Origin of the sequence: Flavobacterium rhamnosi (assembly GCF_048286515.1) — a bacterium.
Lineage (GTDB): Bacteria > Bacteroidota > Bacteroidia > Flavobacteriales > Flavobacteriaceae > Flavobacterium.
In genome coordinates this window covers 97,347-123,770 of record NZ_JBLVPS010000013.1, presented here as the reverse complement: position 1 = coordinate 123,770, position 26,424 = coordinate 97,347, and the positions used below count along the sequence as shown (strand labels likewise).

The window sequence follows — 26,424 nt, the reverse complement described above, 5'->3', positions numbered from 1 at the left end:
GACAATTACTTGTTTTACAAAGTTTTTACCTCCTTTTTTCATACGAGAAAGCTTTCTGCTTTGAATTCTCAACTTCTTCAATTTTGATTGAAGCTGTCTGGGGTTTTCTGTGAAATTGCCTTCTGATGAAATCATAAAGTATTTTATTCCCATGTCAATCCCTACTACTGTTTGATTCTCACAGAAAGTTCTTGATTGGAATTCATCGACAACTACTTTTAAGTATATACCATCAGCTTCCCGAATTAATGTAGCTGTTTTTAAATTGCCTTTCGGCTGTTTGAAATTAAACACTTTTACTGCTCCAAATTTAGGGAGTTTGAAAGCATTATGCGTTGTTTTTATTGATTTGAAAGGAACTGATTTCCAAGATTTTTTAGACGCCCATTTTGGAAAACCAGCTCCTTTGAAAAACTTTTTCATTGAATCAGAATATCTACCAACGACCGCTTGAAGGGTTTGAGAATGTACATTGTTGATCCAAGGTACTTCTTTCTTTAGATCAGGAAGTTGACTTTGGATGTCATAACTTGACATCGAAACACCTCTTTTGTATGACGTTTGTGAAACTTCTTTTGACAAATTATAGACCACCCTACACACACCAAGCCACTGATAGAACTTGCGCTCTACAGATTTATTTGGTTTTAGCTTGTATGTGTAGGTTTTAATCATTTATATATTTTTTTGTTCCTCTATGTATTTTTTTATTGTTGCCTCCGAAATATGTCCTACGGATTCCGCAAAATAGCTTCTAGTCCACAGCGTAGGCAATTTTGATTTTAATTCTGGGAATTCATCTCTGAGAATTCTCGAAGAATATCCTTTAAATTGACCCACCAAAAATTGAGGTGCATCACTTGGTTCGCATTTTACAAAAAGATGTACATGGTCAGGCATTACCTCCATATTCTCAATCACGACACCTAATTCAATCGCTTTTTCATTCAACAACTCTTTTAATCTAATATCAATACCGTTAATCAATACCTTTCTACGGTATTTTGGACACCATATCAAATGATAGGCTATATTGTATGTAGCACTTCTGCTTTTCCTCCATCGCTTTTCCATTAAACAAATATATAAAAAAAGTATTTAATTGTCACTTTTATATCTAAAATGATTAGAAGTATTTGCATTTTCAATTCATCCCCCGTCTAAAGACCCAAGTGTATGGGGGCTTTCTTGAAAAATTATCGTAAATACAGGCAGTTCAATCGCTTGTGAAAACAACGGGCAATTAAGCACCAAAGTATGAAATTCCCCGTTCTCCCCACAAGGATCTATTCCTTTTTCGTGTAATTCCTGGGCTAATTCTTTAGTCAAAATCCTACCCAGATAACTTTCTCCCATCAGTGTATTGCAAGAAACTATCATCGTTATAATATCGTTTTCAAGCATCTGGTTTACCAAAACAATTCGGTCTTGCTGCCACAAAGGCAAAATTGATTTTAGCGAAGCGGCCTCACATACTTTGTCTTCCCAATCTCTATGCGCCTGTAAATCGATGTCACCAAAAACAGCGGCCTCTAAATCATACCTGCCTTTCAGTGTTTTCAAAACTGCAATAAATTTTGCTTCGTAAGCATCCCAAGTCGCAGGAATACCCTCCAGGGGCAGCTGCATTTTTTTTGCCTGCTGATTCAATACAGACAAAGGCAATCCATGAGAACGGGATACTTTTCCGTTTTCATTCATCATATTGAGTAGCACTTTTGGAACAAACCCTTGCTGAACTGCCTGCATCATAGCATAACAGCTGTCTTTTCCGCCACTCCATGAAGTTACGAAATTCATATTTTTCCTTTTATAGTTACAGGAATTCCAGAAACCATTAGCACAACTGTATCAGCACCTTTAGCTATATATTGATTCATCCAGCCTTGAAGTTCTGTGAATTTTCTACCAATATGAGTTTCCGCATGAAGGCCCATCCCTATTTCATTGGTTACAATAATAATTGTTGCATTCTCCTGCCTGGCAATGGCATCAAATTCAGCTTTAGCCTGTTCTAAGCATACGGACACATCATTTTTAGCATCTACAAAAAAATTTGTTAACCAAAGCGTAACACAATCCACAACAGCTACTTTTCCCGAAAAATCAATTTCACTCAAGTTCTTTTCTTTTTCGATATTAACCCACCGTTGGTCGCGATCTTTTTGATGGCGATCTATTCTTTTTTGGAAATCATCATCCCATTTTCTGGCTGTAGCCACATATATCGGTTTCTCCGACTGTTCTTTTGCTAAATTTTCCGCATAACTACTTTTACCGGAACGTTCACCGCCTGTAATTAAATATATCATTTTTATATTTTTTTAAATCCATAGGGACAATGTCGGCATCCGTTGGCGCAACAATGGCCTCTTTTTAGATGAAACCAAGCCTTGAAGACATAATTTCCATTTTCTAAATAATAATCGATTCCTTCCACGAGATTAGTCGTTTTAGGTAAATCTTTAGCTTTATTATCCGGTGCAGTTTCAGAAGACAGTGTCGCTACATACTGGTCAATTTTACTGGAACAAGCAGTTGTAATGCAACTGGGACAGAGGCAATCCACGACTTCTGACGGTGTAAAAATGGGCGGAAAATTGTTACACCAGCACTTGCTCCCTTCAGGTGTGTCCCCACAATTAAAAGGAGTTCCGCAAGTAGAACAGTTTTTAACTTTAATGCTATTCATTTCGTAAAGATAGTATTTGTTCAATTTTTTACTACTAAAAATAAACAAGAAATTTTATAAATTTGGTATACCTTTGTTGCTATCGAAAAATTAAATCATGAAATTTTTATTTAAATTAAGCCTTTTTGTTTTCTCTTTTTCAACTTTGGCTGGATGCAAAAAAAGCGAAAACGCAAACGTAAAAGAAAGTACTAATTCAAAAAATGAAATCGAATATGCCTCGGGACTTTCAATCTATAAGCATCAGGGATATTCGGTGGTAACAGTTTCAAATCCTTGGCCGGAAGCCAATAAAAACTTCACTTATATACTAAAGGAAAAAAACGGCAGCATTCCTGATAGCTTACAAAAATACAGCATAATTCAAGTTCCTTTGCAGTCGATTGTCGTTACCTCTACTACTAATATTCCTTTTTTGGAAATGCTTGGAGTTGAAAAATCGCTGGTTGGCTTCCCGCATACCGATTATGTTTCTTCTGAAAAAACCAGAAAACTAATTGATGCCGGTGCTGTTAAAAACATAGGACAAAACGAAAAATTAAACATGGAGCAACTTATTGAATTGGCACCTGACTTAATTGTAACCTTTGGTGTTGACAACAGCAATCCAATGATTGATAATTTACAAAAAAGCGGTCTTAAAGTACTTGTCCAGGCGGACTGGATGGAACAAACTCCGCTAGGAAAAGCAGAATGGCTCAAGCTTTATGGTACTTTATTTGGTAAAGAAAAAGAAGCTAAAACACTTTTTGATGCAATCGTTAAAAATTACAATGATGCTATAAAATTAGTGGAAAACCAAAAACCAACAGCAAGCGTTTTGTACGGATCTATGTATCAGGAGCAATGGTATGTAGCAAGAGGAAACAGTTGGGTAGCCCAATTCATGAAAGATGCCAAAGCGAATTATCTCTGGGCAAATGTTGAAGGAACAGGTAGTTTTAGCCTATCATTTGAAAAAATATTAGAAAAAGCAAAAACTGCCCAATATTGGATCGCAACAGGTTCTTTTAAAAGTGCTGCTGAATTCGAAAATAGCAATCCGCATTATAGCCAGTTTGACGCTTTAAAATCTAAAAACGTTTATACTTTTGAAAGTAAATTAGGCACCACAGGAGGAACCATTTATTATGAATTAGCACCAAGCCGACCTGATTTGGTGCTGAAAGATTACATTAAAATCTTCCATCCTCAATTACTTCCAAACTATACTTTTACTTTTGCACAAAAACTAAATTAAATTGGCGAGTCAAAAACGAAATACGATTCTATTTTTCCTGCTTACTTTGGGGCTTGTTCTATTGTTTTTTACAAACATTAGTTTTGGCTCCATCACGATACCTTTTAAAGAAATTTACAATAGTTTAACCGGTGGTCAAGCCAGTAAATCTACTTGGGAATATATCATTATCAACTACCGTTTACCCAAAGCCATTACTGCTGTTCTTGTTGGAATGGGGTTATCTATTAGTGGTTTGCTAATGCAGACTTTATTTAGAAATCCGTTGGCAGGACCCTATGTTTTAGGATTGAGTTCCGGAGCCAGTCTGGGTGTTGCTTTCGTACTATTAGGAGCAAGCTTACTCCCCCCTTTTTTAAGTACAGTTTTACTGTCCTCCTATGGCGTAGTTTTAGCATCTACTTTTGGAAGCTCTATTGTATTACTAGCCGTTTTAATGGTTTCTCAGCGGTTACGCGATACAATGGCCATCTTAATTGTGGGGTTAATGTTTGGTAGTTTTACCAGTGCGATAGTAGGGGTTCTTACCTATTTTAGTTCGGCAGAACAATTGCAAAAATTCACTTTTTGGTCGATGGGAAACTTAGGCAACCTGTCCTGGTCCGCTATAGTAATTCTGACCTTTTGTGTTGGGATTGGCTTGGTATTAAGTCTCTTTAGCATAAAGCCACTTAATGCATTGTTATTGGGTGAAAACTACGCTAAAAGTTTAGGTTTAAATTTTAGAAAAACACGCTTAATTATCATTTTCGCAACAAGTATTTTAGCGGGAAGCATTACAGCTTATGCAGGTCCAATTGCTTTTATTGGACTGGCAGTTCCCCATATAGCAAAATTAGTATTTCAAACCAGTAATCATTCGGTTTTGTATTGGAGTACGCTACTTTTCGGTGCTTCAATTATGCTTATTTGTGACATAATTTCAGAATTACCGGGATTGGAGATCATTTTACCAATCAATGCTGTGACTTCAATAATTGGTGCTCCCGTGGTAATCTGGTTATTGGTTAAAAAACGAAAAATGATTGCCTAATGGAAAATAGAGTCCTCTTACAAGCTTCTCAAATTAGCATCGGTTATTCTCATAAAAAAGAGAAAATTGTAGTTGCTTCCAATATTTCTATTTCTTTAAAAAAAGGAAAACTGATTGCTTTAATCGGAGCAAATGGTATTGGAAAATCAACACTTTTAAAAACAATAACCGGAATCCAAAAGCCGCTGTTGGGCGATGTTTTTTTAAATGAAAAGAAAATCACCTCATATGAACCATTGGACTTAGCGCAAAACCTGAGTATTGTTTTAACAGAGAAATTGCCCCCAAGTAATTTAACTGTTTTTGAACTCATTGCTTTAGGAAGACAGCCTTATACCAATTGGATTGGAACTTTATCTGATATTGATATTGTCAAAGTTAACGAAGCGATGGCATTGACACAAATAAGCCATTTAGCCGCAAAAAAACATTATGAAATCAGTGACGGGCAATTGCAAAAAGTATTGATTGCACGAGCATTGGCACAAGATACTCCGTTAATAATTTTGGATGAACCCACAACTCATTTGGATTTATTACATAAAGTTGCTTTATTCAAACTTTTGAAAAAGCTCACACATGAAACCGGCAAGTGCATTTTATTTTCTACTCATGATATTGATATGGCAATACAATTGAGTGACGAAATGATTATTATGACACCTGAAACAGTACTTCAAGACGAACCATGTAATTTTATTTCAAAAGGAAGTTTTAATACTTTATTCAAAGATGAGCATATCGTTTTTGACGCTGATAAAGGAAAATTCATAATAGTTTAGTTTCCCCTTCACTACTAAAACACAACGCTTTTATAAAAAATCTTCTTTATAAAATCTGTAGTTTAAAAAACCATTTTTCCTATTTATAAGTTTTACAGTAGCGGAAGAATATTCTTGATACAAAAAAAATAAAACAAACTGAATATCAAATAGTTATAGTATTTGTTGTATTTTTGTTCTTCTTTTTATTTCCCCCAAAGCTTAACTTATCTACAGTATTAAAATCAATCTTTTAAAATTTTAATTATGGAAAATTTGTTTACATTGCCAAAGAAAATTATCGTTTTGGGGTCATTATTTTTCTTTTTTTCCTGCAGTCAGGATGAAATGATTTATACTGATTTACAACAGAATGTATCCTCGTCATTTACCGCTAAAACGAATTCCGGTAAACTTACTGTATTTAAAGGTCCGCAAGTTGCACTTGGCTACGGAAAAGTTCGCTCGTGGATAAGTATGGATTCAAATGGTCATCCTGACGAGATAGGACTTGAAATCACTCCTGAAGCTTTTAAAAATTTGGAAACCGTTAATAGTAAAACACTTCCTCCTGAACATGCAACAATTGTTGTTCCATTACATCTTAAAGCAACACAACTAACTCCTTTTGATCATGTTGGGCTTAACTGGAATCCTGAGGGTCACGAACCTCCAGGCGTTTTTGATGTACCGCATTTTGACATTCATTTTTATATGATTTCTGCCCAGGAGCAACTCGCAATACCGGCATGGTCACCAGAAACCGATGCTGCTTTTAATACCTATCCTGCTGCGGGTTACATGCCTGCAGATTATTTTACTCCGCCTGGACCGGCAACTGCAGAACCTCAAATGGGAAAACACTGGCTACCTGTAAATTTAGGAGCGCATCTTCCTTTTTCTAAAATTATGATTTATGGTTCTTATAATGGTAAATTTATTTTTACTGAACCCATGATCACTTTAGACTATTTACTTTCCAATGTTGACTTTAGCGCCAATTATTCCCAACCGGACTATTTTGAAAAAGCGGGAAATTATCCTACGAAATATAACATTTATCATGATGCTGTAACGGGATATACCTACGTAACACTAAGTGATTTTGTAGCCAGAGCAGCTACACCAAATTAATTACAAATGGGGAAGTTCAATAGACTTCCTCATTTTAATTTTCTTTCTAACAATTTACATATTCATTTAAATTAACGATCATGAAAAATCCTTTAAAAAGAGCAACCCTCTGTTTCGCTCTATTTTTAGTAGTTATTTCTTGTGGCAAAGAAGATCTACCCATGAATACTACAGAAATAAATACTTCCACTTTTGATAAAAAAATAAAAGTCTCGGGTTTTGCTGAAAATAACACGGTCCTGTATTGGAATGATAAAGCTGCGACAGTAGTAGCCACTCCCAGAAATCAGCCAACACGTGCCCGTTTACTAGCTATGATCCAAATAGCCGTACACGATGCACTCAACAGTATTAAACCCAAATACCAACGCTATGCATTGCAGAATGAAAGAGAACAATTTGCATCGCCTGATGCAGCCGTTGCAAGTGCAGCCTACTGGGCCATCAAAGGATTGAATTTACAGGGCAATTTCCATCTCGATACATGGTATAGCGAAAGCCTGGCAACCATTCCAGATGGAGAAAGTGAAGAGCTTGGAAAAGCATTAGGTAAAAAAGCTGCCGATGCCATTATTGCGAACCGTGCCAATGACGGGTTTACGCAGGTGATTATTACTTCAGCCAGCCCTGCAGATGGAGATGAGCCAGGTGAATACCGTTCCACCCTTAGATATGTTATGGTGAATGGCGTCCTCACGCTAACCCCTTTCACAGTGAAAAATATTCCCAACTGGGGAACCGTATTAAAACCTTTTGTTGTGCAAAGTAATTACCAATTTAGACCCACAGGTCCAAATGCAGTAAACTCGGCCGCTTATACAACTGATTACAATGAGATAAAAGAAAAGGGTGCCAGAGTTGGAGGTATCAGAACAGCTAACGAAGAAATACTGGCAAAATTCTGGTCAGAGAGCAGACCGTCCATCATCTGGAACAATCTTGCCAGAAATATAATTGCCACTAAAAAAATGGATGCATGGAAAACAGCCCGTTTGTTTGCCCTAATCCATACTGCAATGGCCGATGGTATCAACTCGGTAATGGAATCTAAATATCATTTTTATTCCTGGAGACCCGAAACCGCAGTTCCTCTTGCTAACAATGACGGCAATGACAATACAGCGGCCGATGCCAATTGGCTTCCCTATCTAGCCGAAGTACCGAATACATTTATCACTCCTCCAATTCCTGAATATCCATCAAGTTTTGCAATGTTTGGAGGCGTGACTACAGCTGTATTACACTCTTTCTTTGGATCGGATGAAATAGCAATTAACCTCAGCAGTGCCACATTACCCGAAACTAAGCTGCATTATTCCAGTCTTTCGCAGGCGGCAAATGACAACTCTGTAAGCAAGATTTATTGCGGTTGGTATTTTAGAAAAGCAGTAGTTGATGGAGAAAAAATGGGAAGAAATATTGGTAATTATGTATTTAATAATCATTTCCAGGAGAATGAGGAATAACATGCTTTGACAGCAAATCAATTTTTCATCACAACAAAATAAAGAAGTATGAAACTATTATTTAAAAGCCAATTAGCATTGTTAATACTATTAAGCACTTCGTTTTCTTTACTGCAAAAAAAAAAAACGATTTCCCCATTCCGGGTAGTGTTTAAAAAGTATGCGGAATATTTTTTTATACCTTTATATCTAACCTGAATTCAATCTATAAATTATGGATTGAATTCAGGTTATTAATTTTGCTAACCATTCCCTTTTAATAAATTCACACTCACTGTTGCGCTATTAGAATCCGGAAATCTCCTGAAAAAATTAACATCAGGATACAACCCTGCCTCAGCAGCTATTTTATGCAAAACAGGAATTTCCACAATATATTGATCCGAAAAACCATGTGTGGCATCGTACGCCGTAGCAGCCGTTTTGCCTAAATTAGCAGCTGTCAAAGTTGGGGCAATAGTATGCAATTCAATCATTAGCAGCCCAAATTTCCGAACATAAGGCGACCATTTCTTCAAATGTTCCAATAGATTATCTTCGACTAAACCATTACTGAGCCGCTCTCCTCTGTGTGCAAATGCACCTGTTGAATGACTTACCCTATCTTTCGTTATTTCTTTTGGCATTTCCCAAATCCGATTATGATCCAAAAAGGTTCTTACATTCAGCAAATCTTTCAAATCAATAGTATAATTTTCCAACAAATCGCTGGCTAGCAAATCCGGTCTGCCTATGTCACCCCAAATCACTTTGGCCCAAATATCGGCTTTGATTAGATTGGCACGGGTTACTTTCAAAGCTGCCTGATTGTAATCGGCTCCCACAAGAAATAAAGGGTAATCATCCAGCATATTTCCACGCAGGGTCTGCCTTTCGATTACATTATAAATATGTTCTATGAATGCTCCATTGCCACAACCCATATCCAGAATTCCTTTGGGTTGGTCTTCTATTGGCAAATTAAATAATTTAATGATTATTTCATCTACGACTTTAAAATAAGTGTCGTGTGCCCCTCCGCTTCCCCATACATTCATTTCTCGATCTACATGAATCTCATCCTGTCCTTCGCCAACGGTTCGGAGTACATTTGGGTTACCAAAAACCAAATCCTCTATTTTACTGAAAGTAGGTAAATAAGAAACTGTTACCCCGTACGCTGTGGCTCTTTTGGCAAAAAACAATCCTTTTTCCGTAAACTGATAATTGCCTTTTTTTTGGGTAAACCAACCCAAATCCACAAAGAAATCCAGTATTATTTTGAAATTTTCGGGTGCTTTATGAAATTCTTCCGGGCGGAAGGAAATTTCCATAAAATACTTATGAAACATCCCGCTCATACCAAGTCGCACTAATATCGGGCCAACCAGACAACCTTCAATATGGGTTAAAATCTGATTCTGAATTTCATTAATTGCGGGATCATTGGAAAATGAAATTCCATAATTATTTTTATACAAATCGAAAATTAGGCCCAATCTGATAAAGGGGATGTCATCTAATAGCCGCGTTCGAAATTGCATTGTAAAATGCAGTAAATCAAGAACATCTTCATACAGATAGAACAACGAAAAAGCAATCTCGCTTTTATCGTTTATGCTAAATTTAATCTGATCGGTAGTCGTATTGATATGATAATTCAGGAAGCCTTGAGAGCATAAAACGCGCAAACCAACATTGAGATAACCTTCATTGGCTTTGAACTGCGAGCTCAGTTCCATCAGCGTCACTTCTTTTTTGTCAAGAATATAGGACAGCACTCCTTTTTCATCCAAAACATACGCTACGGGAGCGGTAACCAAACCATCCAAATGTCTGAAAATGGTACTTCTGAGGATAACTTTATCAATCATATAAAAGTAAGTTTTAAAGGAGAAAAAACACAATTAGAACCAGAATGACCTACTCAAATATATGAAATTTCAGCCATAATAATACCTTACTTTTTTACAATTTTCAACTTAGCGTTTAGTACTTATTTGCCGCTTTGCCTCGCCAATGACAAACGCCACAGAATTTGCAATATTAAAACTTCTGATTAGTGGTGACATCGGAATGGTCAAATGATTGGGAAACTCGCTTAAAACAGCTTCGTTTAAACCTTTGCTTTCTTTTCCAAAAACCAACCAATCTCCGTCCAGAAAATCATTTTCCAAATACGATTTTTCAGCATGGGAACTCATCAGAAAAACTCTGGATAAATCCGGAATCTGCGCTTTCCACTCGGCTACATTTTGATATTCAGTTACATCAAGATGCACCCAATAATCCAAACCGGAACGTTTTAGGTTTTTATCGTTGATAACAAACCCAAAAGGATGAATTAAGTGTAAACGGCTTTCGGTACCCACACACAAGCGGCCAATATTCCCAGTGTTATTTGGTATTTCAGGTTCTACTAAAACAATGTTTAACATACTTGCTTATTTGTTTATTAGGTAATTTTGTTTATTGCTGCATTTGGAAATCGGAAACCTCCAAGACTTCACCTGCCTGCAAATTATTGAGATATACATTTCCTATTCGAACGCGAACCAACCGTAAGGTTGGAAATCCAACAGCAGCGGTCATTTTACGAACTTGGCGAAACTTTCCTTCATTAACTGTAATAGAAGCCCAAGAAGTAGGGCCGTGACGTTCATCGCGAATTTTTTTTCCTCTTGCTCCAAAATCAGGAATTTCGTTTATCAGCAACGCTTTACATGGTTTAGTAGTATATTTAGTGCCATTGAAACCTATTTCGACACCTTTTTGCAATTGTTCAATGGCTTGCTGATCTATAATCCCATCGACTTGAACATAATATTCTTTGTCTACTTTTTTACTACGAATGATTTCGCTTGTCATGCCATCGGTAGTCAAAAATAATAATCCTTCGGAATCTTCGTCAAGACGACCAATTGCCATTGTGCCTTTGGGGAAATCGTACAATTCTCCCAGCAGTTTCTTTTTCCTTTTTAATTCGTAAATAAACTGACTCAGATACCCGTACGGTTTGTGAATGATGAAATGAGAATGAGTCATTTTGTTTTATTTTTTATGATTGCAAAGATAGTTTTGTTTTAGCAGGATTTAAAATAGCACACTGATACATTTACCTAAACAAACCAAAAGCTATGTTAAATGATTGAATTGCCTCAAATAAAAGACGTATCATTATATAAGTTAACAGTATTAACTTTAAATTAAAGAGCATGGAAAGCAACGATTTAGGATCAAAAAAGGCAAATAATAAGCAAAATATAAACGAAGGATTTAGCGGTCAGAACCTAGCCAAAAATGCGAATCCTGAAGTATCACATCTGAAATCAGAGGTAGAAACCGACAGTCATGGAAATCAAAAAATTGTTCAGAGAGCGCGCAATATTGACGGAACTCTAGAACAGAATGAGGATAGCACACCTAAAAACCTTAGTTCTGATACCGCAAATGTTTCTGAAGAACAAGCTAAAAAAATGGTAGAGAATAAAGATCATAATTCAGATATAATTCCAAATCGCTATCCGAATTCACATCCGGATAATCAGGAAGACAGAGGAAATATAAAACTGGACGAATAACTATTAATTTTGTTTCTAATACGCCAATAAGTGCATCGCTTCTTATTGGCTTTTTTATTTTAGAGAATTAGCGCAATTGATTATTAGATTTTCTGGTTCTGATGGTACCGCAACTTACCAACAGTACTCCAATAAAAAGAAAAGCCAACAACATATAAAAACTACTGAGCAACACCTGCTTGTATCCCAAAAGATTTACATCGATAAACGGATAAGGATAAGAACCAAAAAAGGCACCCCGAACTAACGTATAAACTAAATACACAAAAGGAAAAATTAACCACGCAACGATATTTCTGAATTCCAATTCTCTTTTAGGAACAAATGCGATCCAAAAAACCAAAACCAATATTGGAACAACCAAATGCAACAGCTCATCCGCCACTTTTTGCCCACCTGTTGGAGCCCATAAAAATCGTAGTATCCCATTATAAACAATTCCAACAATTACGATGTATAAAGTAATTGCAGTTGCATTTTTAGGTTTCGAAAAAAATAGTCCCCATTTGGATTTTGGCTTTAGCCAAAGAAAAGTAAAACAGAGTGCCACCAAAATATTCGACTGAATTGTAAAAAAACTAAAATACCGAACAATCGTTTCGTTAAGTGAAGTAACACGATTCAAAATTATAAGATACAATTGCAATACAACAGCAAACCAACTGACAATAGCTATAATTGCAAAAAAACGAGAATGTAATTTTAAAGATTGATGCCGCATAATTCTAAAAACATTAAAATTAAACGATAGTTAAATTTACAAATTCAGGAATGCTAAAACTTGAAATACTATTTTAATTTCCGAACGCAAACAAGGAAACTTTTGTTTATTTTTACAAACTTACAAAAAGAAATTCTATGTCAAATACGCTTCCGTTTTTATTGATTTTCATCGTTGCTCTCGCTATTGGTATTTATATTGGCAAACTTATTTTCGCTGCCCGATTTCAGTCGGAAAAAATTAGTTTAGAAGAAAAGCTGATTGCGTTGTCCTCTCAATTCAATCAACAAAAAGAACAGATCGCCATTGACAAAACGGCCTTCGAAAAGCAATTAGAAAACACCAGTTCTGAAAAAGAAAGTATTCGAAACGAAAAAGACAGCTTAGCGATCCAGCTTTCTAAAAAGGAAGTGGATTTTGAAAATCTTTGGGAACGCAACAAGGAACAAAAAGAAGAAGTAGAAAAACTTCAGGAAAAATTCACGAAGGAATTTGAAAATCTCGCCAACAAAATATTAGACGAAAAATCCAATAAATTTACGGAGCAGAATAAGGAAAATATGAAAAATATCCTATCGCCGTTGCAGGATAAAATTCAATTATTTGAAAAGAAAGTCGAGGATACACACAAAGAAAGCATTGACTATCATGCGGCTTTAAGACAACAAATTCTAGGGTTACAAGAAATGAATATCCAAATGAGTAAGGAAACCATCAACCTGACCAAGGCTTTGAAAGGGGATAGTAAAATGCAGGGGAATTGGGGTGAATTAGTTTTAGAACGGGTTCTGGAAAAATCAGGCTTAGAGAAAGGCCGTGAATATGAAGTGCAGCAAGCCTTCACAACCGAGGATGGAAATCGCGTTTTCCCGGACGTTGTCATTAATCTACCGGACGGTAAAAAGATGATTGTCGATTCCAAGGTTTCTTTAACTGCCTATGAAAAATACATTAACGAGGAAGATGACGTTATTAAAATTGGGTTTCTAAAAGAACATGTCAGTTCCATCAAACGTCATGTAGAACAATTAGGCAATAAAAACTACCAAGACTTATATCAAATTGAAAGTCCTGATTTTGTATTGCTATTTATCCCAATTGAACCCGCTTTTGCTATGGCGCTCAACGAGGATACCACTTTATACAACAAGGCCTTCGAGAAGAATATTGTCATCGTTACACCAGCTACACTTCTGGCTACTTTACGCACTATCGACAGCATGTGGACCAACCAAAAGCAACAGGAAAACGCTTTGGAAATTGCAAGACAAGCGGGCGCATTGTATGACAAATTTGAAGGCTTTGTCGGTGATTTGATCAAAATCGGAAAGAAAATAGACGAAAGTAAAATGGAATATAGTGGCGCCATGAACAAACTCGTAGAAGGAAAAGGAAACCTGATTGTGAGTGTGGAAAAACTGAAAAAAATGGGAGCGAAAGCAAAGAAAGCACTTCCGGAAAGCATATTAAACAGAGCTGAAAAAGACGAAAATCAACTTTTAAACTAAACAAAATGAGAAAATTTTTAATGATTTTTACCGCAATAATTCTGGTGTCCATAGTCGGTTACTTTACCTTTTTGTACAATGCAACTTATAGCGAAGGAGTGCGCTCCGGTGAATTGATAAAAGTGAGTCATAAAGGAGTTGCCTTCAAAACCTGGGAAGGAGAAATTAGCCAGGGAATTTCCGGAGCACAAATTTTTGCTTTCTCCATATTGGACAGTGAGGAAAAAGTAATTGCAGATTTGAAAGAAATGGAGGGAAAATATGTCCAGGTGAGCTACGTGGAACGGTACAGAACATTCCCTTGGTGGGGCGATACGCGATACTTCATAACAGACGTAAAAATGGTCAATTCCCCATTTAAAATAAAGTAATATGAATCGTACCTTTAAAACTGTCGCTTCCTCAAACATCAGTATTTCAGAATTGATGCTACCGTCACACACCAATTTTAGCGGAAAAATTCATGGTGGTTACATTTTGTCGCTATTGGATCAAATTGCGTTTGCCTGTGCCTCAAAATTTTCAGGGAATTATTGTGTGACCGCTTCAGTGGACACAGTAAATTTCCTTAAACCAATCGAAGTAGGCGAACTCGTTACGATGAAAGCCTGTGTCAATTATGTTGGCAATAGTTCTATGATTATAGGTATTCGGGTAGAAGCCGAGAATATTCAAACGGGAAAAATAAAACATTGCAATTCTTCCTATTTTACGATGGTTGCCAAAGACAAAGAAGGCAAAAGTATGCTTGTTCCCGGGCTCATTTTATCTACTATGAATGAGGTACGCCGTTTTTGCAATTGCATCAAACAAATTGCCTTAAAAAAGGAAAAAGACCTGCACGAAGAAGAGTTTGATTATAGTTCTGCTGAATCACTTGCCAGCCTGAAGAAATTCAATGTTCAGTTAAACTTAAAGTAATTTTTAAGTCTCCTTTTTTGCCTGGAATTAGCTGTATCGCATTTAAAAATCAGAAATAAAACAACAAACGCTCCTGTATAAAAATAGCAGTGCTAATCGGGTTATTTCTTCCATAATCGTAAGTTTATTTACTTGAAATTTTGTAACTTTAAGTAGTTTAATTCATAAACGATTATGAAAAAAATCATACTCTTATTCCTAACTCTTATTGCTAATACAACTAGTGCACAAGAAAAAATGACCACTACTAAAGGAATCATTAATTTTGAAGCCTCTGTCCCTTTTTTTGAAGAAGTAGAAGCGATAAATGAAAAAATATCCTGTGTTTTAATAACCAAAACAGGGGAGATAACCTGTTTGGCTTTTATCAAAAATTTTCAATTTGAAAGAAGTTTAATGGAGCGTCATTTTAATGCTAATTATATGGAGAGTAATCGCTTCCCTAAAGCCATTTTCAAAGGTATTATCGAAAAATTTGATTTGAAAAATGTAAACTCAACTGCAAACGAATACCTGATTAAAGGGAAAATCACCATTCATGGGAAATCAAAAAAAATCATAGTCATTGGTAAGATTAAAAAAGGAACTCAAGGAATTGAGCTTGTTTCTAATTTTCCGCTAAATACCGATGATTTTAAAATTGAAATTCCGAACATCGTACGCAGCAAAATATCCAAAAATGTAAATACCCAGCTTTATTGTGTTTTACAATAAAGCTATTTCGTTAAACAATCCCTAAGAGCTTGCTCTAAGTTTGTATAGTGAAACTGAAATCCTAACTTCTCCAGTTTTTCGCTGGAGACTCTTCGCCCATTCAATACTATTTTGGACATTTCACCCATTGCCAATCGCAACACGAAAGCTGGAACATTTGGCAACCAAATAGAGTACCCAAAAACGCGCGCCAATGTTTTTGAAAAAATTGTATTGTTCGTATTATCATTAATGGCCGCATTATAAGGACCATTCATATTCTCATTCACAATTGCCTCAAGATACACAGCACATAAATCATCAACATGTATCCAAGGCATATATTGTTTACCCGAACCTAATACGGAACCCAATCGATACTTAAAAATAGGAATCAACTTCTTTAAAAAGCCATCATTTTTCCCTAACACTAATCCCGTGCGAATTTTCACGGTGCGAATACGCAGGTTTTCAATGAAATCGCTGGCACCTTCCCATTTTTGACAAGTAGCGCCCAAAAAATCATGAGCTGGAGGTGTCTCTTCCGTACAAATTTCCATTCCGTTTACAGCACCATAAATCCCTACGGCAGAAGCAGAAACAAAGGCATCCAATTTTTTATTATTTTTTTTCAAAACAGAATAAATCAACTGTACTGATTGTATTCTGCTGTCAATTATTGCAGCTTTACGTTTTGTGGTCCATCTTTTTTCTGCGATATTTTCACCCGCCAAATGAATTACGTAGTCCGCATTTAATACGGCGGCTTCATCAATACTATGATTGGAAACATCCCATTTAAAATAAGAGATATCACCAGTGTTTTTTTTATCACTCCTACTCAATATAGAAACTGAGAATCCTTTCTCAATTAACAAATCAGTCAAGTGTTTACCTATAAATCCTGAGCCTCCGCTTATTAGTATATTTTTCTTCATAACAAAACAAAGCTAATCATTTCGAGCGATAAAAACATTAACATTAATTTTTGTTTAACATTATTAAATTATTGTTAAACATTGAGTATCTTTATGCTCTAATTTGAAATACTGTAAAGATGGCTATTAAAAAATCAACAATAACAAAGGAGAAAATAGTTTCTATGTATATGAATTATACATTGGAAAATAATGAAAAACCTAAATCCGTTTATCATTTTGCAAAGATGAATAACTTTTCGGAAACCGAGTTTTACAATTTTTTCGGAACCATGGAAAGTGTAGAGAAAGAAATCTTCAAAATGTTTCTTGAAAAAACGGTCGAATTATTACAGAAAGACCAAAACTATGAAACCTACGATATGAAAAGTAAAATGTTAAGTTTTTACTTTACTTTCTTCGAATTATTATCAGCTAATCGAAGCTATGTCATCATGACTTTGACACAGCATCAAAATGAACTGAAAAATTTAGTGCAACTTTCCGGTTTGAGAAACAGTTTCAAAAACTATGTTGCAGAAATTACTTCAGATGAATACCGAATCAAACAGGAAAAATTTCAAAACTTTCAGGAGAAAGCTATTCAGGAAACTTCGTGGATCCAACTTTTATTGACCCTGAAATTCTGGATGGAAGATTCCTCACCTGCTTTTGAGAAAACAGACCTCTATATTGAGAAGTCGGTAAAAGTCACCTTTGAATTAATGAATACAGCACCACTTGACAGCCTAATCGATTTTGGAAAATTTCTTTTCAAAGAAAAAGTATACAAAAAATAATGAAAAGTATCGACTACATCCCTACGTCAAAAATTGAAAGAGCTACAAAACTGGTGCAGACCGGAGCTAAAATTGGCGTAAATTACCTAAAATATTATGGCGAAAAAATGGTCAACACTGATTTAACTCGCGATAAACTCAACGAAGACAATGCGGAAGATATTTACGACGGGCTAAAACGTCTAAAAGGAAGTGCATTGAAAGTAGCGCAAATGCTAAGTATGGACAAAAATTTTTTGCCTCAGGCGTATGTAGAAAAATTTTCTTTGTCACAGTTTTCAGTTCCTCCGCTTTCATCGCCACTGGTTTTGAAAACATTCAAGGCCAATTTTGGCAAAACACCTTATGAGATTTTTGATGAGTTCAATGCCAACTCTGTTAATGCAGCAAGTATCGGACAAGTTCATCTTGCGGTAAAAGACGGAAAAAAGCTGGCTGTAAAAATCCAATATCCCGGCGTAGCCAATAGTATTTCTTCCGATTTGGCTTTGGTTAAGCCTATAGCTATCCGAATGTTTAATCTTCAGGGAAAAGATTCAGATAAGTATTTTAAAGAAGTAGAAGACAAACTAATCGAAGAGACCAACTATGTATTGGAACTACAACAAAGTCAGGAGGTTGTTGCGGCATGCAAAAAAATTGATAACCTGATCTTTCCCAATTACTATTCGGACTATTCTTCAGAGAAGATTATCACTATGGACTGGATGACAGGAATCCATCTTTCTGAATTTACCACTAAAAATTCAGATCAGGTAATTGCTGACAAACTTGGTCAGGCATTGTGGGATTTCTATATGTATCAGATTCATATCCTAAAAAAGGTACATGCAGATCCTCATCCTGGAAATTTCTTGGTAAACCAAGAAAACCAATTAGTTGCATTGGATTTTGGCTGCATGAAACAAATTCCAAATGATTTCTACCAACCGTATTTTGAGTTGATTGACAAAAAAGTAATAAATGACGCCAAACTATTCAATGCGAAATTAATTGAATTAGAAATTCTCCGAAAAGACGATTCAAAAGAAGAAGTAAGTTACTTCACTGAAATGTTCCATGATTTACTATCCTTATTTACCAAACCATTTCAAGAAAAAACTTTCGATTTCTCAGATGAAACCTTTTTTGAAAGCATTGCAAAATTAGGAGAACGATTTTCTAAAGACACCACCCTTCGCAAAATGAATGGCAGCCGGGGTTCTAAACACTTTATCTATATGAACCGAACATTTTTCGGATTGTACAATTTGATGTTTGATCTGAAAGCAGCCATTGTTGTCAATGAATATGAAAAATATAAATAGTAAAAAAAGCAAATCTGCCTTCAAAAATGGGTTTGGTTTGTAAACCTTCATTTCATTGGCAGAAAAAAAACGGAAAAAAGTCCGGGACGATGTTAACTATTGTAAAGACAGAAATAAACAAAACGGATTTCAAATAACCGATTGGATAATATGAAAAATATAGTAATCATTGGCGGAAGCAAAGGAATTGGAAATGCTATTTTAGTACAGCAATTAAAAACTAATTTAATTCATAATATCAGTAGAAATGCTCCAGAGGTTTCCCATCCTAATTTAATTCATTACACAGTAGATGTATTGGTTGATACGCTTCCAGAGATCGAAAAAATAGATACCTTAATTTATTGTCCGGGTTCTATAACCTTAAAACCGATTACAAGTTTAAGTATTGATGATTTTAGAAATGATTTTGAAATCAATGTCATTGGAGCCGTAAAAACAATCCAGAAATATTTACCAGTTTTGAAAAAAGGAACTGATCCGTCCATTATTTTATTCAGTACAGTAGCAGCAAAATTAGGAATGCCTTTTCATGCGAGTATTGCAACAGCAAAAGCAGGCGTCGAAGGATTAGTTAAATCGTTGGGAGCCGAACTGGCTTCGGCAGTAAGGATAAATGCCATTGCTCCTACTATTACAGAAACGTCGCTTTCCGCAACTATTTTGAGAAATGACCGAATGAAAGAAAGTATGGTGGAACGCCATCCGATGAAAGGATATTTAAAACCGGAAGAAGTGGCCAATATGGCCAATTTCCTGATCTCTGAAAATTCTAAGTCGATTTCAGGTCAGGTATTTGAGATGGATTATGGAATAGTAACTTTTAAAATGTAAAAATAACAGGAAAACCACAAATTGAAACATAGCATAAAATGATAAAAGAAATAAAAAGCTACGAAAAAATTGAACAATATGATACAGAAATAACGGCATCATTAGCCGATAATTATAAAACGATACTCTATAATTTAGGGGAAGACGTCAACAGAGAAGGTCTTGAAAAAACACCGGAACGCGTAGCCAAAGCGATGCAATATCTGACACATGGATATGGATTAGATCCGCTGGAAATCCTTAAATCAGCTATGTTTACCGAAGACCATAAACAAATGATTATAGTTAAAGACATCGAAGTGTATTCGATGTGTGAACACCATATGCTACCCTTTTTTGGCAAAGCACACGTGGCTTATATTCCAAACGGAAAAATTGTCGGTTTAAGTAAAATCCCAAGAGTAGTAGATGCTTTTGCCCGAAGAATGCAAGTTCAGGAAAGATTGACCGATCAGATTAAAAACTGTATCCAGGAAGCATTAGACCCGCTAGGTGTTGCAGTTGTGATTGAAGCACAACACATGTGCATGCAAATGCGAGGGATTCAAAAACAAAACTCAAGTACAACAACTTCCTCTTTTACCGGTGCTTTTGAGAAAGACAAGACCAGAAAAGAATTTATCAGTTTAGTTTCCAATAAATTGAGTTAAGTTTAATAGTACGGCAATTCCCTTTGCTATTTTCAAGGGTGTTCCAAAATTACTAAGACCTAAAGAAAAAGTGGACCAACTAAAGTTATACAATTTAGTGTCCAGAAAAAGTTGCTTACTTTAAAAACACGAACCATGAAAATTCTTCTAACAGGTGCAACAGGCTATATTGGAAAAAGGCTTTTACCTATCTTAGTGACACAAGGACACGAAATAATCTGTTGTGTAAGAGACAAAAACAGGTTTCACTGTCCGGCAGAATTTCAAAAAAGTGTTTCCTTAATTGAAGTCGATTTTCTGGAACCGGAAACATTAAAAGCAATTCCAAAGCATATAGACGCAGCCTATTATTTGATACATTCCATGTCTGGCTCCGCTGATAATTATGACGAATTAGAAAGCGCATCTGCATTGAATTTTGTGCAAAGAATAAATGAAACTAATGTACAGCAAGTCATTTACCTCAGCGGGATTATAAATGACCATACGCTATCGAAACATTTAGCATCCAGAAAAAAAGTGGAAGATATTTTAAATATTGGAGCTTTTGCAGTAACCACCTTAAGAGCTGGAATTATAGTGGGTTCCGGTAGCGCATCTTTTGAAATCATTCGGGATTTAGTGAATAAACTACCCGTTATGATTACCCCAAAATGGCTCAACACCAAATGCCAGCCGATTGCCATACCAGATGTACTTGATTTTCTATCAAAATCATTGTTAAATATTTTCACTTACAATCAGAGTTTTGATATTGGCGGGCCGGATGTATTAACCTACAAAGAAATGCTATTGGGCTATGCCGAAGCTAAAAACCTAAAACGATATATTTTTACCATTCCCGTAATGACTCCAAAATTATCATCGTACTGGCTTTATTTTGTTACTTCAACTTCCTATAAACTGGCATCAGCATTGGTGAGCAGTATGAAAGTCGAAGTCGTTTGCCGGGACCATAAAATAAATGAATTACTGCAGTTGCACCCCATGTCTTATAAACAGGCCCTCTCTCGTGCATTGATAAAAGTGGACGAAGATAAAGTAGCTTCAAGCTGGAAAGATTCATTAGTCAGCGGACGATTCAGCAGCAATATTTCCGGTTATTTAAAGGTTCCGAAAAAAGGTTGTTTCATCGACCGACGAAAAAAAGAAATTGAAAACAGAGAATATACCATCGCTAAAATCTGGTCAATCGGTGGAGAAATAGGTTGGTATTATGGAGATTGGTTGTGGAATCTGCGTGGTTTTATAGACAAATTATATGGTGGTGTAGGCTCCCGAAGAGGAAGAACGAACCGCCACGATATTCATTCCGGTGACGCTTTAGATTTTTGGCGTGTATTGTATGCCAACAAAGAAGAGGGAAAACTAATCTTATTTGCAGAAATGAAATTACCTGGTGAGGCTTGGCTTGAGTTCAAAATTATCAATAACACTTTGTATCAATCAGCTACTTTTAGACCCCGAGGAGTGTTGGGGAAATTATATTGGTATTCCGTTTTGCCTTTTCACGGATTCATTTTCGAGGGCATGCTCAATAAGTTGATTAAGTAACATCTACAACAAAGATCAGCAACAAGAGAAAAATTACTTCAAAATTCCGGCCTTATAAGTTGCAATCGCTCTGTCTCTAGCCATAGCATGCTCTACCATAGGTTTACCATATCCCAAATCGAATTCCGCAATCCATTTACGGACGTAGCTCCCTTTTTCGTCGAATTTTTTTTGTTGTATCTCAGGATTAAAAACTCTGAAATAAGGTGCCGCATCGCAACCTGTTCCAGCGGCCCATTGCCAGTTTCCTACATTGGCAGACAAATCGTAATCCAATAGTTTTTCTGCAAAATAGGCTTCGCCCCACTGCCAGTTGATTAATAAATGCTTGCATAGAAAACTTGCCACAACCATTCGAACTCTATTGTGCATGTATCCCGTTTCATTAAGCTGGCGCATTCCGGCATCAACCATAGGATAACCTGTGGTTCCGGTACACCAGCGTTTGAAATCTTCTTCGTTATTCATCCATTGAATCCCATCATACGCCGATTTGAAGTTATGAGTGACCACTTTTGGAAAATGAAATAAAATTTGCATAAAAAATTCTCTCCAAATCAGTTCACTCAAAAAAACATCATTTTTGTGAAATGCCCAATTGACTAATTTTCGGATGCTTACGGTTCCAAAACGCAGGTGTGGGGAAAGATAAGAGGTTTTATCCAAAGCTGGAAAATCCCTTATATTTTGGTAATCCGCAACAAATTCTAAGTTGTGCGGCTTTACTTTTATAGGACTTTCTTCAAACCCTACTTGTGCTAAAGAGGGAAAAACAAACTTGTTTTTGTGAAAATTACAAAAAGCAATTGTAGCATCATATTGGGAAACAGGAGCCTCTGATTTGTATTTTTCCAGCCATTTATTTTTAAAGGGGGTATAAACAGTGTACGGCAATCCATCAGATTTTGTAATTTCTTTCTCTTCGAAAATAACCTGATCTTTGAAAGAATAGGAAATCACAGTGTTTGCTTCCAATAATTCACAAATAACGATATCACGTTGTATCGCATAAGGCTCATAATCTTTATTAAAAAAAACTTCCCTGATGTCAAATTCTTGAAGGAGTGCTTGCCAAACTGCAATAGTCGTTCCTTGTTTCACCAAAAGAGAACTTCCTATAGCGTGCAGTTTTGTATTTATTATCGAAAGTGATTCGTGAATAAAACCTACTCTGGCGTCATTTTTCGGCAAACTGTCTAAAATGGAATCATCAAAAACAAACAATGGAATAACAGGATATATCGATTGCAAAGCATGGAATAATCCAACATTATCTTCCAGACGTAAATCGCGTCTGAACCAAAAAAAAGACACCGCTTGCTTTTCCATTATTTAGTATTAAACATTTGATCTACCATCAGGCGTCTATGATCAAATATGACTTTCAATTTATTTTTGACCACCAAGGCATTCATAATACGGCCGATGAAACCCAAAGGCAAAGCATAGTGAACTAAATCAGTCATTTTTGTACCGTTTTCAGTTGCTTCAAAAAAGTGTTTGTGATGCCACAACGCATAAGGTCCAAAACGTTGTTCGTCGATAAAATAGCTATTTTCTTTTACAAATGTAATTTCAGTTACCCACGGCAATTTCAATCCTAAGAGAGGAGATACTTTGTATTGTATAATCTGACCTGCGTACATCGATTTATTGTCGAAATCGGTGATTTCGAAACCCATTGTTTCCGGTGTAATTTTTTGAAGATTTCTTGGACTGGAAAAAAAAGCCCAACATTCTTCCACACTAGCATTCACCTGTTGAACGGTTTCTTTTTTATAGAGTTTCATCTGTCTTAATTTTAATTTTTAATCGGTATCGCAGGTGTCTCTTTTAAATTTTATAGTATTTGAAAGGCACGAATAGCATTCCGAAACACTCGCCATCTTCCTTACCCAAATGTTTATGATGCACTTTATGTGCTTTGCGCAACCCTACTAAATACTTGTTATTTGTGTTTCTAAACCAGTTAAATCGTTGATGGATCAGGACATCATGAATCATGAAATAACAAAATCCGTAAAATGTGATTCCCAGGGCTATAAAAAACAGATAGTTTATTCCCCCTTCTACTCCATAGTAAAAAAGAACGATGCTTGGTATTGCGAAAATGACAAAGAAAAAGTCGTTACGTTCGAAAACACCAGCATATTTAGGTTGATGATGATCGGCATGAAAATACCACATCAAACCGTGCATAACGTACTTGTGTGTAAGCCAGGTAACACATTCCATCAAAAGGAAAACACCCAAAAAAATTAAAAAAGAAATCATTTTTTTTTATTTAATTAAAACATACTTTTTCAAAACAAGTGCGCATTACACCAATTTTAATTTATAAGTGACAAAAGATTGTGCCAATAGGCCAGCCTTAGTATAATTAGAGACCCGAATCCTGGTATTTCCAATTTCATGGCAGGCGGTATTTTCTAATTTTTTCAAGAGTTTTTTATAATAAACAAAGGCGGTATAAACACCAAATCTAGCTTCGATAGGCAGTTTTAAAATCCCCTGATAGGCAACGTCAAAATCATCCTGAATTTCCTTTATAATCATTTTTTTTGCATTTTCATCAAAAGAATTAAAAGCAATGCCTGGAAAATAATTTCGGTTCAAAACCAGATTATCATCCTTTAAATCTCTCAAAAAATTAACCTTTTGAAAAGCAGATCCCAACCGCATGGCTTCCTCTTTCAACTGCTCGTATTTTTGGTCTTTACCGGCTACAAAAACTTTAAGACACATTAATCCCACCACATCTGCAGAGCCATAAATATATTCTTCATATTCGGCTTTGCTATCGTAATTTGATTTTACTAAATCCAATTTCATACTTTTCAAAAAAGCCTGAATCAGGTCATCAGTAATATTGTATTTCTTTACCGTATGCTGGAATGAATTTAAAATTGGGTTCAGGCTTATCCCGGAAGTATACGATTTGTAATATTCTTTCTCGAAATCATTAATCAACTCTTCCTTATCAAATCCGTGAAATGAATCTACAATTTCATCGGCAAAACGAACAAACCCATAAATGCTATATATCGCATCCCTAATGATTGGCGATAACATATATACCGCCAAAGAAAATGAAGTACTATAGTTCTTGGTAACTAGTTTACTGCATTTGAAAGATACATCATCAAATAATTGCTTCATATTTATTGCTCTGAAAATTGCTTATTAATTAATTCTGACACTAATTTTCCAGAAATTAGTGCGGGAGGAACACCGGGCCCGGGAACGGTCAATTGACCTGTAAAATATAAATTCTTTACTTTTTTACTTTTCAGCTTTGGCCTTAAAAAAGCCGTTTGCAATAACGTATTTGCCATTCCATAGGCATTTCCTTTATACGAATTGTATTCTGAAATAAAATCATTTTTACAGAACGACTGTTTAAATACAATGTTGTTTTTCACGCTTTGCTGTGTTAAAGTTTCAAAACGATCTATTATTTTATTGAAATATTCTTCTCGCAATTCTTCGGAATCTGTAATCCCAGGGGCTAACGGAATCAGGAAAAAACCTGTTTCCATTCCTTCAGGAGCTGCAGTTTTATCGGTCAAAGAAGGAAAATTTGCATAAAACAAAGGCTCCTTTGGCCACTGCGGCTCATCATAAATAGCTTTGGCATGCTGATCAAAATCGACATCAAAAAATAAAGCATGATGTGAAATATTTTCAATTTTTTTATTAAAACCGATGTAAAACAATAGTGATGACGGCGCAAAAACGCGACTGTCCCAATATTTCTCAGAATAAGCACGATCCTGCGTCTCTAATAATGTTTCGGTATGATGATAATCCGCACCACTTAAGATCAAATCTGAAGCAATGGTAATGCCATTTACAACTATCGCTTTAGCAACTTTAGTATCAACAATTATTTTTTCTATATTCGAATTGGTGTGGAAGGTAACTCCTAACTCCTTTGCTAAGCTTTCCATCGCACGAACTACATCAAACATTCCTGTTTTTGGATGAAAAGTTCCAAGACCAAAATCAGCATAATTCATAAAACTATAGAACGATGGCGTATCAGCTGGCTTTGCTCCAAGAAATAATACTGGAAACTCCAGGATTTGAATTAGTCTTTCATTCTTAAATTTCTTCCGAACATCCTTTCTGATGGTACTAAAAAACTGACCTACTTTTTTAGCTGTTTCAATCGTAACCAATTCCAATGGCGAAACTCCGGGGCGGTATACTAAATCTTTGATGGCAATGTCATAATTGCTTTTGGCTTCCGTTATAAATTCATTTAATATTTTACCACTTCCTTTTTCAAGGGCTTCAAAAGCAACTATAATATCAGGCAAATTATCCGCTATGGCAATAAAGTCATCTACGCCGTAATAGACTCGATACGCCGGAGACAATTTTACGAGCTCGTAATAATCAGATGTTTTTTTGTTAAAATCAGCAAAAAAACGATCGAATACATCCGGCATCCAATACCAGCTTGGCCCCATATCAAATGTAAAACCTTCTTTTTTTAACTGCCGGGCTCTTCCTCCTATTGTTGCATTTTTCTCAAAAACCGCAATTTGATGTCCACTTTTTGCCAAATAACAAGCAGCAGCCAAAGCTGAAAATCCTGATCCAATAATTGTAATTTTCTTTTTCATTT

Annotated in this window: 30 protein-coding genes; 15 read left to right on the top strand and 15 right to left on the bottom strand. The window is 35.8% G+C overall.

What is annotated here, in order from left to right; translation table 11 throughout:
• The 5 genes from ACNQGN_RS12085 to ACNQGN_RS12065 all read right to left on the bottom strand — a co-directional run.
• Positions 1 to 675, bottom strand: a 675-nt coding sequence (locus ACNQGN_RS12085) for an RNA-guided endonuclease InsQ/TnpB family protein (protein WP_417988088.1), incomplete at its 3' end; no start/stop codon positions are given.
• A complete protein-coding gene (gene tnpA, locus ACNQGN_RS12080; protein ID WP_417988087.1) occupies positions 676 to 1,074 on the bottom strand; it encodes an IS200/IS605 family transposase in 399 nt (132 codons plus the stop codon).
• 75 nt (positions 1,075 to 1,149) lie between these two features.
• Positions 1,150 to 1,800, bottom strand: coding sequence for a Dph6-related ATP pyrophosphatase (locus ACNQGN_RS12075; protein ID WP_417988086.1), 651 nt, complete (start codon positions 1,798 to 1,800; stop codon positions 1,150 to 1,152).
• Positions 1,797 to 2,312, bottom strand: coding sequence for a bifunctional adenosylcobinamide kinase/adenosylcobinamide-phosphate guanylyltransferase (gene cobU, locus ACNQGN_RS12070; protein ID WP_417988085.1), 516 nt, complete (start codon positions 2,310 to 2,312; stop codon positions 1,797 to 1,799). The genes ACNQGN_RS12075 and cobU overlap by 4 nt, the downstream gene beginning before the upstream one ends.
• 2 nt (positions 2,313 to 2,314) lie before the next feature.
• A complete protein-coding gene (locus ACNQGN_RS12065; protein ID WP_417988084.1) occupies positions 2,315 to 2,692 on the bottom strand; it encodes a DUF5522 domain-containing protein in 378 nt (125 codons plus the stop codon).
• A 97-nt stretch (positions 2,693 to 2,789) separates the two neighbouring features.
• Between ACNQGN_RS12065 and ACNQGN_RS12060 the strand changes: the two genes are divergently transcribed.
• The 5 genes from ACNQGN_RS12060 to ACNQGN_RS12040 all read left to right on the top strand — a co-directional run bounded on the left by ACNQGN_RS12060 (position 2,790) and on the right by ACNQGN_RS12040 (position 8,326).
• On the top strand, positions 2,790 to 3,932 hold the full coding sequence (locus ACNQGN_RS12060; protein WP_417988083.1) for an ABC transporter substrate-binding protein: 1,143 nt from the start codon (positions 2,790 to 2,792) through the stop codon (positions 3,930 to 3,932).
• Between the two features lies 1 nt (position 3,933).
• On the top strand, positions 3,934 to 4,965 hold the full coding sequence (locus tag ACNQGN_RS12055) for an iron chelate uptake ABC transporter family permease subunit (RefSeq protein WP_417988082.1): 1,032 nt from the start codon (positions 3,934 to 3,936) through the stop codon (positions 4,963 to 4,965).
• Positions 4,965 to 5,747, top strand: a complete 783-nt coding sequence (locus ACNQGN_RS12050; protein ID WP_417988081.1) for an ABC transporter ATP-binding protein — start codon at positions 4,965 to 4,967, stop codon at positions 5,745 to 5,747. Before ACNQGN_RS12055 ends, ACNQGN_RS12050 begins: the two co-directional genes overlap by 1 nt.
• Positions 5,748 to 5,993: 246 nt before the next feature.
• Positions 5,994 to 6,860: a hypothetical protein gene (locus ACNQGN_RS12045; RefSeq protein ID WP_417988080.1), complete on the top strand. Its 867-nt coding sequence runs from the start codon at positions 5,994 to 5,996 to the stop codon at positions 6,858 to 6,860.
• A gap of 80 nt (positions 6,861 to 6,940) precedes the next feature.
• On the top strand, positions 6,941 to 8,326 hold the full coding sequence (locus ACNQGN_RS12040) for a vanadium-dependent haloperoxidase (protein WP_417988079.1): 1,386 nt from the start codon (positions 6,941 to 6,943) through the stop codon (positions 8,324 to 8,326).
• A gap of 242 nt (positions 8,327 to 8,568) precedes the next feature.
• Here the strand turns inward: ACNQGN_RS12040 and ACNQGN_RS12035 are convergent, their stop codons facing one another.
• From ACNQGN_RS12035 to ACNQGN_RS12025, 3 genes are all read right to left on the bottom strand, one after another.
• Entirely contained in the window at positions 8,569 to 10,179 is a 1,611-nt protein-coding gene (locus tag ACNQGN_RS12035; protein WP_417988078.1) for a class I SAM-dependent methyltransferase, read from the bottom strand.
• A gap of 108 nt (positions 10,180 to 10,287) precedes the next feature.
• The gene (locus ACNQGN_RS12030) at positions 10,288 to 10,743 is read right to left on the bottom strand and encodes a tRNA (cytidine(34)-2'-O)-methyltransferase (RefSeq protein ID WP_417988077.1); all 456 of its coding nucleotides are present in this window, start codon (positions 10,741 to 10,743) and stop codon (positions 10,288 to 10,290) included.
• A 31-nt stretch (positions 10,744 to 10,774) separates the two neighbouring features.
• Positions 10,775 to 11,350, bottom strand: a complete 576-nt coding sequence (locus tag ACNQGN_RS12025) for a pseudouridine synthase (RefSeq protein WP_417988076.1) — start codon at positions 11,348 to 11,350, stop codon at positions 10,775 to 10,777.
• Positions 11,351 to 11,520: 170 nt separating this feature from the next.
• On the opposite strand from ACNQGN_RS12025, the gene ACNQGN_RS12020 reads away from it, so the two are divergent.
• Positions 11,521 to 11,886, top strand: a complete 366-nt coding sequence (locus tag ACNQGN_RS12020; RefSeq protein WP_417988075.1) for a hypothetical protein — start codon at positions 11,521 to 11,523, stop codon at positions 11,884 to 11,886.
• Between the two features lie 67 nt (positions 11,887 to 11,953).
• Here ACNQGN_RS12020 and ACNQGN_RS12015 read toward each other — a convergent pair whose 3' ends face one another.
• Positions 11,954 to 12,607 (bottom strand): Pr6Pr family membrane protein, encoded by a 654-nt coding sequence (locus tag ACNQGN_RS12015; RefSeq protein ID WP_417988074.1) that lies wholly within the window; start codon positions 12,605 to 12,607, stop codon positions 11,954 to 11,956.
• 137 nt (positions 12,608 to 12,744) lie between these two features.
• Between ACNQGN_RS12015 and ACNQGN_RS12010 the strand changes: the two genes are divergently transcribed.
• The 4 genes from ACNQGN_RS12010 to ACNQGN_RS11995 all read left to right on the top strand — a co-directional run bounded on the left by ACNQGN_RS12010 (position 12,745) and on the right by ACNQGN_RS11995 (position 15,750).
• Positions 12,745 to 14,115 (top strand): DNA recombination protein RmuC, encoded by a 1,371-nt coding sequence (locus ACNQGN_RS12010; protein ID WP_417988073.1) that lies wholly within the window; start codon positions 12,745 to 12,747, stop codon positions 14,113 to 14,115.
• A gap of 5 nt (positions 14,116 to 14,120) precedes the next feature.
• Positions 14,121 to 14,486 (top strand): 6-phosphogluconate dehydrogenase, encoded by a 366-nt coding sequence (locus ACNQGN_RS12005; protein ID WP_417988072.1) that lies wholly within the window; start codon positions 14,121 to 14,123, stop codon positions 14,484 to 14,486.
• A 1-nt stretch (position 14,487) separates the two neighbouring features.
• Positions 14,488 to 15,036 carry an acyl-CoA thioesterase gene (locus tag ACNQGN_RS12000; RefSeq protein ID WP_417988071.1) on the top strand — a complete coding sequence of 183 codons (549 nt, stop codon included), beginning with the start codon at positions 14,488 to 14,490 and terminating at the stop codon, positions 15,034 to 15,036.
• A gap of 174 nt (positions 15,037 to 15,210) precedes the next feature.
• Positions 15,211 to 15,750: a YceI family protein gene (locus tag ACNQGN_RS11995; RefSeq protein ID WP_417988070.1), complete on the top strand. Its 540-nt coding sequence runs from the start codon at positions 15,211 to 15,213 to the stop codon at positions 15,748 to 15,750.
• A 2-nt stretch (positions 15,751 to 15,752) separates the two neighbouring features.
• Here ACNQGN_RS11995 and ACNQGN_RS11990 read toward each other — a convergent pair whose 3' ends face one another.
• Positions 15,753 to 16,667, bottom strand: coding sequence for a TIGR01777 family oxidoreductase (locus ACNQGN_RS11990; RefSeq protein ID WP_417988069.1), 915 nt, complete (start codon positions 16,665 to 16,667; stop codon positions 15,753 to 15,755).
• A 119-nt stretch (positions 16,668 to 16,786) separates the two neighbouring features.
• Between ACNQGN_RS11990 and ACNQGN_RS11985 the strand changes: the two genes are divergently transcribed.
• The 5 genes from ACNQGN_RS11985 (at position 16,787) to ACNQGN_RS11965 (ending at position 21,791) form a co-directional block, all read left to right on the top strand.
• Positions 16,787 to 17,446 carry a TetR family transcriptional regulator C-terminal domain-containing protein gene (locus ACNQGN_RS11985; protein ID WP_417988068.1) on the top strand — a complete coding sequence of 220 codons (660 nt, stop codon included), beginning with the start codon at positions 16,787 to 16,789 and terminating at the stop codon, positions 17,444 to 17,446.
• The gene (locus ACNQGN_RS11980; protein WP_417988067.1) at positions 17,446 to 18,753 is read left to right on the top strand and encodes an ABC1 kinase family protein; all 1,308 of its coding nucleotides are present in this window, start codon (positions 17,446 to 17,448) and stop codon (positions 18,751 to 18,753) included. Before ACNQGN_RS11985 ends, ACNQGN_RS11980 begins: the two co-directional genes overlap by 1 nt.
• A 150-nt stretch (positions 18,754 to 18,903) precedes the next feature.
• The gene (locus tag ACNQGN_RS11975) at positions 18,904 to 19,587 is read left to right on the top strand and encodes an SDR family NAD(P)-dependent oxidoreductase (RefSeq protein WP_417988066.1); all 684 of its coding nucleotides are present in this window, start codon (positions 18,904 to 18,906) and stop codon (positions 19,585 to 19,587) included.
• A 38-nt stretch (positions 19,588 to 19,625) separates the two neighbouring features.
• Positions 19,626 to 20,237 carry a GTP cyclohydrolase I FolE gene (folE, locus tag ACNQGN_RS11970; RefSeq protein WP_417988065.1) on the top strand — a complete coding sequence of 204 codons (612 nt, stop codon included), beginning with the start codon at positions 19,626 to 19,628 and terminating at the stop codon, positions 20,235 to 20,237.
• A gap of 135 nt (positions 20,238 to 20,372) precedes the next feature.
• Positions 20,373 to 21,791, top strand: a complete 1,419-nt coding sequence (locus ACNQGN_RS11965) for an SDR family oxidoreductase (RefSeq protein WP_417988064.1) — start codon at positions 20,373 to 20,375, stop codon at positions 21,789 to 21,791.
• Positions 21,792 to 21,824: 33 nt separating this feature from the next.
• On the opposite strand, the gene ACNQGN_RS11960 is transcribed toward ACNQGN_RS11965, so the two are convergent.
• The 5 genes from ACNQGN_RS11960 to ACNQGN_RS11940 are packed head-to-tail and all read right to left on the bottom strand — an operon-like array spanning position 21,825 to position 26,422.
• Entirely contained in the window at positions 21,825 to 23,120 is a 1,296-nt protein-coding gene (locus tag ACNQGN_RS11960) for a cryptochrome/photolyase family protein (protein ID WP_417988063.1), read from the bottom strand.
• Positions 23,120 to 23,581 carry an SRPBCC family protein gene (locus ACNQGN_RS11955; protein WP_417988062.1) on the bottom strand — a complete coding sequence of 154 codons (462 nt, stop codon included), beginning with the start codon at positions 23,579 to 23,581 and terminating at the stop codon, positions 23,120 to 23,122. The genes ACNQGN_RS11960 and ACNQGN_RS11955 overlap by 1 nt, the downstream gene beginning before the upstream one ends.
• A gap of 43 nt (positions 23,582 to 23,624) precedes the next feature.
• The gene (locus tag ACNQGN_RS11950; protein ID WP_417988061.1) at positions 23,625 to 24,065 is read right to left on the bottom strand and encodes a sterol desaturase family protein; all 441 of its coding nucleotides are present in this window, start codon (positions 24,063 to 24,065) and stop codon (positions 23,625 to 23,627) included.
• Between the two features lie 45 nt (positions 24,066 to 24,110).
• Positions 24,111 to 24,950: a phytoene/squalene synthase family protein gene (locus tag ACNQGN_RS11945; RefSeq protein ID WP_417988060.1), complete on the bottom strand. Its 840-nt coding sequence runs from the start codon at positions 24,948 to 24,950 to the stop codon at positions 24,111 to 24,113.
• Positions 24,951 to 24,952: 2 nt separating this feature from the next.
• The gene (locus tag ACNQGN_RS11940; protein WP_417988059.1) at positions 24,953 to 26,422 is read right to left on the bottom strand and encodes a phytoene desaturase family protein; all 1,470 of its coding nucleotides are present in this window, start codon (positions 26,420 to 26,422) and stop codon (positions 24,953 to 24,955) included.
• Between the last annotated feature and the right edge of the window lie 2 nt (positions 26,423 to 26,424).